This window comes from Brotaphodocola sp. (assembly GCF_983179755.1).
In genome coordinates this window covers 1-9,131 of the sequence record NZ_CFAHBC010000055.1, presented here as the reverse complement: position 1 = coordinate 9,131, position 9,131 = coordinate 1, and the positions used below count along the sequence as shown (strand labels likewise).

At 45.8% G+C, this 9,131-nt stretch carries 6 protein-coding genes and 1 pseudogene; 1 reads left to right on the top strand and 6 read right to left on the bottom strand.

All coding sequences use genetic code 11. The features are described from left to right. Positions 1-38: 38 nt before the first annotated feature. From AC4EVX_RS12440 to AC4EVX_RS12430, 3 genes are all read right to left on the bottom strand, one after another. A complete protein-coding gene (locus AC4EVX_RS12440) occupies positions 39-332 on the bottom strand; it encodes a DUF4491 family protein (RefSeq protein ID WP_177977937.1) in 294 nt (97 codons plus the stop codon). Between the two features lie 221 nt (positions 333-553). Beyond that, the gene (locus AC4EVX_RS12435) at positions 554-2,257 is read right to left on the bottom strand and encodes an LCP family protein (RefSeq protein ID WP_490160313.1); all 1,704 of its coding nucleotides are present in this window, start codon (positions 2,255-2,257) and stop codon (positions 554-556) included. 76 nt (positions 2,258-2,333) lie between these two features. Beyond that, a complete protein-coding gene (locus AC4EVX_RS12430) occupies positions 2,334-4,403 on the bottom strand; it encodes a C40 family peptidase (protein WP_490160312.1) in 2,070 nt (689 codons plus the stop codon). Between the two features lie 625 nt (positions 4,404-5,028). Here AC4EVX_RS12430 and glmS point away from each other — a divergent pair. Further along, a complete protein-coding gene (gene glmS / locus AC4EVX_RS12425) occupies positions 5,029-6,855 on the top strand; it encodes a glutamine--fructose-6-phosphate transaminase (isomerizing) (RefSeq protein ID WP_177977940.1) in 1,827 nt (608 codons plus the stop codon). A gap of 176 nt (positions 6,856-7,031) precedes the next feature. Here the strand turns inward: glmS and AC4EVX_RS12420 are convergent, their stop codons facing one another. The 3 genes and pseudogenes from AC4EVX_RS12420 to AC4EVX_RS12410 all read right to left on the bottom strand — a co-directional run. Then, positions 7,032-7,433: a VOC family protein gene (locus AC4EVX_RS12420; RefSeq protein WP_177977941.1), complete on the bottom strand. Its 402-nt coding sequence runs from the start codon at positions 7,431-7,433 to the stop codon at positions 7,032-7,034. A 180-nt stretch (positions 7,434-7,613) separates the two neighbouring features. Then, entirely contained in the window at positions 7,614-8,438 is an 825-nt protein-coding gene (locus AC4EVX_RS12415) for a putative hydro-lyase (RefSeq protein WP_177977942.1), read from the bottom strand. Positions 8,439-8,673: 235 nt separating this feature from the next. Beyond that, positions 8,674-9,131 (bottom strand): annotated as a pseudogene (locus tag AC4EVX_RS12410) (hypothetical protein); the annotation flags it as partial.

Sequence of the window (9,131 nt, the reverse complement as noted above, 5' to 3'; positions counted from 1 at the left end):
CTACTACCCTTTTTTGCTGATATAGTCGTCATCAGAAACTATTCTTTTCTTTTGCGTTTTGGATTTTCTGGAAACCAGCCTTTCTGAACACGCCGTTCTTGTTCAAAAAGCTCTTTAATACTCCAAAGACAGGTAACACCAAGTACCGCTACAACACTTCCAATTGCTGTATTTTCAATCCATAAGGACAATACAAGAAAAATCATTCCTAAAATTAAAAATACCGGCCAAACACTCTTGCTAAAATAATATTCCGTTTTAACCACAATTCCATGGAAAAGTCCAATAACAAGAAATGTAAAAATTCCAACAATTAGTCCTTCTAGATGCATATTTACTTCATCTTCTTTCTCTTTCTTTAAAAATTATTCATTAAAGAACATAATAACATATAACCTTTTTCTGAACAACCAGATCATAAATAAAAGAGACACTTCCTGCACAATAAGGTTACATGTATAAAATGACAGAGAGCCAGACAAGACATTCTCTGTCCCATCTGACTCTCGAGCAAAAACATAAATTCTTTTCTTCCTTATAACTAATGTTTCACCTACTGCGGGCTCTGAGCACCAGGACCTCCGTTTTCCGATCCTGCCTGACCATCAGTAGAATTTCCGGAGGCTCCAGAGGCTTGTCCCGGAGCTTCCAAAATCGCATTCGTTCCTTGCGCATTTCCCGGCGTTTCAGAAGGATTCTCTTTCTTTACACCAGGTCCGGTCACGGTATCCGAGCTTTCCGGTGCCGGGGAAGCGACAACCGCTGATTTTGTCTCCTCCTTGCCATTGTTTTTTTCTTCCTCAGACGGATCTAAGGCTTCGATTGTGGAGGAAACTGAACTGGAAGTCTCCAAGGATGCATTGGCGTTATTATCTGCATTTTCGGTATTCTCCGCGTTCTCCGAACTGTTTTCTACATTCTGATTATTTCCATTTCCGGCATCGTTTGCATTCTCAGCCGGAGTCTCTGAATTCTTCTTTTTGGAAGAACCGGAATTCTCACCGGTATTCCCCTCAGCGCCGATGTTTTTTCCGGATTCCGTATCCTTTCCAGGCTGACCAAGACCGGTCTTTTCCGCAATGTGATTGCTGATGGTCTGAACCGTTGCAGACGGAGTAAAATTTTCATCGTCATACAAGAAACTGTGAAGCTGGATCACGTTGCTTTCCAGAGTCGTCGGAATGACGCAAGCCTTCTTTCCGATCTTCATCTCCTGATGGGAGAACGGGAAACCGGAAGTCTGCCCGATGTAATACTTCCTTGCCCCACGTGCAAATGTGAGCAGATCATTTAAGCCGATGCTTGTTGAGATCTCCGGATAGATCGCAGATGCCAGATTTTTCAGTGTTTTGCCATCTGCATGTTTTGCTTTCTCCATTGCAAGACCGAGTACCTTTCTCTGACGCTCTGTGCGGTTGAAATCTGTATCCATCAGACGAAGTCTTGCATAGGCGACAGCCTGGACACCATCAAGATGATTCATTCCGCTGTGCTCGAGCTGAACCGATCCGATTCCGGTGGAATTTACAGTCTCTGTGATAAACGAGTTGATATAAGCAAATTCTTTATCCGTGATTTCCAGATCAACACCGCCAAGGATGTTGATTCCGTCGACAACGGCTTTCCAGTTAAATGTCGCATAGTCGTCAATCGAGAGGTCCAGATTCGATTCCAGAGCTGATACCGCCTGCTCATGACCACCCTTGAAATAGGCTTCATTGATCTTGTCATAGTCGTTATCGGAATCAATTCTCAAATAACTGTCACGGAAAACAGATGCCAGGCGAATCTCGCCGGTCTTCTTGTTGATGCTACACAACATCTCGACATCCGAAAGCGCCCCGCTTCCAAGGTTTCCATCTCGGGAATCAACACCAAACACAGCGATTGTCCAGTATCCGCCACCGCGAAACATGGAGACACCCTGATATCCGATGAACAAGAGAAGAGCAATCAGAAGCACCATTAAGATGCCATTTCCCTTCTTCTTTCTCCGGCGTCGTCTTCCTGCTCTTCCTGTATTTCTACCACCGGAATAATTGTTTGAACGATTTGAACGGCTTCGACTTCCAGGTGTGTCCTCATCGTCGTATCGATCATATGTTCGATTGTTTCTACTTTGCGCATAATCATGATCTCGTCCATCTTCAGAAGAAGATCTGCGAGACGAGGATCGACGTCCCCGATTCTGGTTTCGTCTTCGCATTCGGTCAAGTTCATCTTCCTCATACGGTTGTCTGTCATCTCCGTATCTCATTTTTTGTCCTCCCAATTTCATTCATTTAATAACTAACTTACGTTTCTGTTTCTGATTCTTGCGATTTCAATGTTTATCAATCATTGATCAGTCGGCGATAATAAGGCCAGTTTGCATCGCGGACGGCAACGGTCACATTGTTCACCGAGGCACTGCTCTCATGAATACATTGGATTCTTCCGTCAGAAGTCCATCCGAGGAACATGATCACATGGGCGTCTGTTCCCGTGCGAATAATGATGTCGCCCGGCTTTAACTGGTCTCGACTGATGCTCGTTCCGGTAGCGGCAAGTCCCGATGTGCTCTCGTAAGGGAGACGTTTTCCGGTTACAGACCAGTATACCCAGCCGATCCAGCCGGAGCAGTCAAGTCCTTTCAAAACTCGTCCTTTATAATCAGCGGTTGTCAGAACTCCGAAGCTGTTTCCGGCATAATTTGGAGCAGATGCTTTTCCACCCCAATAGTAAGGGACTTTTCCGACAGAATTCAGTGCAAAACGGATGATACGAAGGCGCTCCTCGGATAATCCTGCCGGAAGCTGTGCCATATATGCCTCGATTTCTGCACTTGTCAGCGCATTTCTTCCCGAAATCGCAGATATGGTTAATCCATATTTCTCAAACCAGTCCTGCGAGGCAAGAGAACGCACTGCTGTCATCGCGGCTTCATCCCATCCACGCCACTCCGTCTCCGGATCCCCAAGGTTCGCAGGATCATTCCCAATCGAATCTTTCACAAATAGATTCTGATTTTTCTCATTGAGTCCGGTAATCTTCATATGGATAATCAGATCCACATGACCCGGGCAATACGACGAAGAGGAAGTTCCTGACTTTGAGCTCTTTGACTTCGAATCCGATGCAACCTCATGAGATTGAGCCTGAGTCTGCGCCTGAACCTGAGATTGCGCCACCGTCGCAGAGGGAACGGCATCCGACTCTGTCGCTGTCATGGTTGCCAAAGGCTCTGTTGTCGATCCACCACTCTCTGTATTTGAAGAATCTGAAGAAGCAGAAGAACTTTCAGAGCTGGACTTGTTCGAGGACATGTTCGTCTCCTGATTTTGATCGGCAGAGGTCTGCCAGGATGCCTTTTTACTGGAAACAATCATTCCCGCTGTTGTCGCTTCCGCTGCCCGACTCGCCTCCTGTTCTGCAACAGAAGACTCATAGGCTGCCTGCTTTGACTCTGCGCGGGACGCCTCCTCAGAAGCTCTCTGTTCAGAAGTCTTGTTTGAGACAATCATAGACGTAGAGCCAGAAGAAGCCTGCGTATCGATGAGATCCTCTCCCGACACAGCTCCAGCTTCTGCTTCTTCACTCTCTGCCCCTTTCTCAGCCCCGAGAAAGGCCTCCTCATAGGAAATTCCGCTCTCCTCCTTTTTCGCCTCTTTTTCCAGTTCTTCCTTCTGTCTCAACTGAGCATCCTCTCCGATACAGCCATCACAGTAATAGACATCCGATAGGCTGACGGTGTAGGAATGAGACTGATCCCAGAGTGCCTTCGCATAGGAGAGAAAGAGATCGTAATCCGTGACACCCTTATAATAGGTATAAAGATTTGCCATCGACATGATCTCCCGCACATTGGAATACGGGGTAATCGCATTTCCATCGCCATCCGTTGCCGTCATACGGATGTTTTTGAACGAATTGATCGTCCAGGTAGACGGATCATCTTTGTTCTGTCGGTTGTCTTCAGGATTATATTTTCCCATAATCGAACTTTGCGGTTTTCCGAGTTTCTGTGCCATCTGTGCCGGGGTGACATCCGACATGTCATAAATCTGGCTGATCCAGTTCTCATCATGAGTCATCAGCGTCTTAAAGATCTGTCCTGCCAGACTTTGCGTGATCTGTGTCTGATCTGCACCATCCGGGAAGTAATGAGCAAGATTCAGATCATCCACAACCGGTTGCCATCCTGCGTCCGCCTCGACAACCTCCGTTGAAGCGAGCGTATCATCCTCGGTCTCCCAGTCCGTCTCTTCCTCTGTGGCAAGTACCTCCTCAACAACCGGTTCCGGCTGATAAATCGGACAGAGATGACCGAGTACAGCTGTTCCACACCCAAACATCAGCATCAACCCCGCTGCCGCATATTTCCTTCGATCTGCAATCGCCATGCGGGACATTGTCCCAATCATGGAATATATTTTTCTTTTGTCTATTTTCATTCCACTACGCACCTGGTTTCTGATTTTTCGATATATTATTGTAGCATAGAAAAAACTGGAAATACAGAGACAATCCTTTAAGAAATTTTTTAAGATTTCTTGAAGATCTCATGAAAAACTCATAAAAAATCGCAGGAAGCCCTATTTTGACTGGTGAAACATTTGACGAAAGGGGGGGACTTCTAGTATAATAAGGGGCAGATCTGTGAGAAGGAGGAACAGAAGTTAAATAGCAAAGCTAAGCGCCAGGCACCCTGTGCAGGTTCGTGAATGGACGATCAGTAAACAAAAATATCTTTTTGAAATATCAAAAATGTCAATCGTCTTCTGCATGCAGGGTTAACGAGGTGGAGAGAATATCGAAAATTCGGCGGGTGCTCTCCCATGCCGTTTCGGGCGTGTATATTCGACAAAATATGCGGGTAACTGCAAAACAACTGTCGGATAACCGAAACAAAAAAGTCAGATTCTATCAAAATCGTAAGCGATCAGATTCCTTTTACAGGTTTGTGGTTTTATTTTTGTACGAAAAAATAAAAAACACAAAGAAAAAAAGATAAGACAACTAAGACAGTAAAGAGAGGATATTAATATTATGTGTGGAATTATTGGATACTCAGGACCTTTAGATGCTCGTAAAATTCTGTTAGATGGACTTGCAGGGCTGGAATACCGCGGTTACGACAGTGCAGGAATTGCTCTTGTGATGGAGGATTCCAGCATCTGTCTTGCGAAGAAGACTGGAAAAGTACAGGCACTCAGAGAATACTGTGATGAGATCATCAAGGGGGCATCCCACTGCGGAATCGGTCATACGCGTTGGGCAACCCACGGCGGTGTAACCGAACAGAATGCGCATCCGCATCGCGCCGGACGCGTGACTCTGATTCACAACGGAATCATTGAGAACTATCATGAGCTGACCAAGGAGTTTCATTTAGAAGACCGACTGATCTCCCAGACCGACAGTGAGGTTGCTGCATGGGTACTCGACTCGCTCTATGATGGCGATCCGCTCAAAGCAATCAGCAAACTTCAGGAGAAGCTGCGCGGTTCTTACGGCTTCTGTATCATGTTTGACGATCAGCCGGGTTCTATTTATGCGGTCCGAAGCGTCAGCCCGCTTGTAGCTTCCTACACGCACTCCGGTGCCCTTGTTGCGTCTGACCTGACTGCGCTGATTCCTTACACGAACCAGTATTTCGTTGTTCCGGAGGGAAAGATCGTGAAGCTGACGCCTTACAAGGTGCAGGTTTACAATCTCGATGAGGCATTTACGAAGTTTACCCCGGAAATTCTGACGGTCAACTGGAACATGGATGCTGCAATGAAGAACGGCTATCCGCACTTTATGATGAAGGAGATCCATGAACAGCCAGATGCCATGAAGAACACGATCCTGCCGAGAATGAGCCACGGTCTCCCGGATTTCACGGCTGACAAGATTCCGGATGATCTGTTTACAAACTGCAACCAGATCCACATCGTTGCCTGTGGTACAGCAATGTATGCCGGTATGGTTGCGCGTGCAATGATGGAACCTCTGCTTCGGATTCCGGTAGCAGTAAGCATTGCTTCTGAGTTCCGTTACGAAGATCCGCTGATCGATGAGAAGACATTGGTGATCATCATCTCCCAGTCCGGCGAGACGATCGATACACTTGCGGCGATGCGCCTTGCTCATCAGTATGGCTCTAAGACGCTTGCAGTTGTCAATGTAAAAGGTTCCTCAATCGCGCGTGAGAGCGACTACGTGCTCTACACCCATGCAGGTCCGGAGATCGCTGTGGCAAGCACCAAAGCATATTCCGTACAGCTTGCAGCGCTCTACCTGGTAGGATGCAGAATGGCTCTTGTTCGCGGAAAGTTTACAGAGAAACAGGCAGAAGACTTCCTCTCCGATCTCCTCGATGCGATTCCTGCAATGGAGACGATGCTTGCACAGAAAGAGACCTTCCACGAGCTTGCAGTTCATCTGATTAATCATCCGGATGCGTTTTTTATCGGTCGTGGTCTTGACTATGCATTCTCTCTCGAGGGTGCGCTTAAACTCAAGGAGGTTTCCTACATCCATGCGGAGGCGTATGCAGCGGGAGAACTCAAGCACGGTACGATCGCACTGATCTCCGACAACGTTCCGGTCATCGCAATTGCGACACAGGAACATGTGTTCGCTAAGACAATTTCCAACATCCGTGAGGTCAAGGCGCGCGGTGCTTTCATCATTCTCCTGACAAAGGAAAGCGCGGTTGTGGATGAGAATCTTGCAGATATCCACATCCGTATCCCGAATATGGATGACCGCTTCACGGTATTCCCGATCATCGTTGCATTGCAGTTCATCGCATACTACACTTCAATCGGAAAGGGTCTTGACGTTGACCAGCCGAGAAACCTTGCAAAGTCTGTAACCGTAGAGTAATATCGGTGGTTGTATTAAGCATAAGCATATGAAAAGCTCCTGTCTCTCATTTATGGAATTCATATTTCGTGAATCCTGATGAGGGGCGGGAGCTTTTTTGCAAGGATATGCACTCGGAACGAGAATGTACCAAGGCATACTCTTTTTTATATGGTTTTAGATTGTTCTGAGAGATCTCAGTTCTCTGCTTCTACATAAAACGGTGCTTTCTTCACCGTAATGTGGATGCGGAATCCATTGATCTCCTCCTTGATGAAGATCAGGCGGATCGTCTTTCCATCTTCCTCATATCTTGCTGTGTCATAATCAACCGGATAGCCCTTCGACTCAAGATACTCGATTGCTTTTGGCATGTCGTTGACGAAAAATCCGAGATGTCCCATCGTTCCCTTTCCCATTTTCTTCATCAATTCCATCTTGTTATCAACGGTAAAGAATGACGCTGGGATTTCTCGGTAATCGTGATATCCCATCACATCCGTGAAGAAATTTTTCATGCGTTCTCCTTCTTCCGGGGTCTGCGCGTTGATTCCGACATGTGCAAATTCAAATTTCACTTCATCATTTCCCAAAAACATTTTTTGACTTCCTTTCCATTCATCTGTAAAAATATCTTCTTCCAAACCTATTGTATCTTAATTTGATACGAAAGTCTCATACATATTTTGGATAACTGTTATAAGGATTTTTCTATCAGAACCGCAGAACACGGTAATTTCTTCATGTCGGCGCATGTACCAGCTTTGTGCATGATTCCATTATTTCTTGTGCTTGCGAGCTTCCAGATAATCGTTCAGCTCTGCATTCGGAATGTCGGTGATGAACATATGCCCCGGTGCATGGGTGATGACAATCGGAAGTTTTGCATTCTCGATTGCTGCCTGAGGAGTCACACCACACGGCCAGAATACCGGAATCTCGCCCTCATAGATGTCAACTGCCTCGCCATAATCTGGCTTCATGACGTCTTTGACACCGACTTTCTCCGGATCACCCATCTGTACCGGTGCGCCGTGAACGTTTGGCATCTTGACCGTGATGTCATAAGCCTTCTGTGCATTCTCCGGTGTCATCGGGCGCATTGAGCATACCATCGGACCGGAGAACGGACCTGCCGGAACGGTCTGGATATTGGTCTTGAACATCGGCACGTTTCTGCCCTGTGCAATATGGCGAATTTCAATGCCTTCGCGAATCAGCGCTTCTTCAAACGAGAACGAACATCCGATCAGGAAGCCGACATAACCCTCTTTCCAATAATCGGAAACATCAGTCAGCTCTTTTGTGAAGACACCGTTCTCATAGATGCGGTATCTCGGAATATCGGTACAGATGTTTCCACCCTCTCCCATTGCATGAGTGTCCGGGGTACCCTTTACGATCTCAAGAATCGGGCACGGAAACGGATTTTTATTTGCATACTCTTCAAAATCTGCTGCATATTCCGGCGGAAGAATCACAAGGTTTGCCTGTGCATATCCACGACACATACCAGCGGTTGGGAAGTCGATCACTCCCTCACGAATCAGCTGACGCACCTGTGCCGGACTCATATCTACATAAGGTGTAATATCAAATGCCATAATCGTTTCCTCCTCATTTTCCAATTCATTTTTATTTTGAGTCTGATTCAGAATGTTTTAAATTTTAAATTTTATTTCGTTCCATCTTTAACTCCAGCTCAAGCTCTGTTTTCAGACATCATACCACAGTTTACCAAAAAAATGAAATACTTTTTTCTAAATTTCTCAAAATAAAGTATAAAATTTAGAAAATGAATAAAAATCATACTTTTGTTCATAAATAATAGCCTTGCAATTACGATAACAAAATAAAACACTTTCTTTCTGCAAATTTATGTCGACGTTTGCGGAGATTTTGCGTGCACTTCTGAATTACCCCTCTGCAAAACTTGTCGATGTTGGAAAACGAGAAGGTCCGGATCTTCTCATACAAGCTCTCTCGCAGGTTGCAGGCAAAGCCTGACGATGCGCTTGCGGCATATTTTCCTGCGAGTGTACCAAACAGCAGGCTGAGCATTGCCATCACAACCATAAGTGCGCCGTAGCGATAAACGGCGGAGAGATTCTCTCCATTTAACCCCTCATCAATGATTCTGGCTGTAATAAATGGCAGTAGAACCTCCATGATGACTTCCACTCCTGCAAACAGTGGCGTCAGCAGAGTGTCCTTTTTGTATTGCCGGATTTGTCTTAAAAGAATGTTGTGATAAACTATAGTTGTAACAGTAGTGGCTAATAAGATATAATCAATCT